Consider the following 418-nt stretch of genomic DNA (forward strand, 5'->3'; position numbering starts at 1 on the left):
AACAAAAATTCAAAGAGGCATTTTTGTTTGATTTACTTTATGGAAACATCAAACAAAAGGAAGATATTATTGAATATGGGGAAATATGGGGCTGGGATCTTCATGTTCCACATACTGTCATCGTCTTTTCCTCTAAGGAAGAAGATCATTTTTTTACAAACAAGCAGATGATAAATACACTGTTACAAATAGTTGAAAAGGAACTGATCATGCAAAATGTCAAACCGATCGCCATGGTCAAACATCAGCAAGTGATCACCATGTTTCCGCAGGCTGATACAAATCATGAGGTGGATAGGGCAAAGCTGCAAGCCTTTACTGAGACGATTCTAAAAAACCCTGCAAAATTGGCGGGCGAGCTTGAGATTGCTTGTGGAATTGGAAAAAGATACACAAACCCTGCCGAGCTTTTTCGAAG

1 protein-coding gene is annotated in these 418 nt (G+C 38.8%); it reads left to right on the forward strand.

The window, feature by feature from the left end; translation table 11 throughout:
* Window positions 1–23: 23 nt before the first annotated feature.
* Window positions 24–418, forward strand: a 395-nt coding sequence (locus RYX56_RS21280) for a CdaR family protein (RefSeq protein ID WP_500660604.1), incomplete at its 3' end; no start/stop codon positions are given.

The organism is Alkalihalophilus lindianensis, from assembly GCF_032843265.1.
GTDB lineage: Bacteria > Bacillota > Bacilli > Bacillales > Bacillaceae_D > Alkalihalophilus > Alkalihalophilus lindianensis.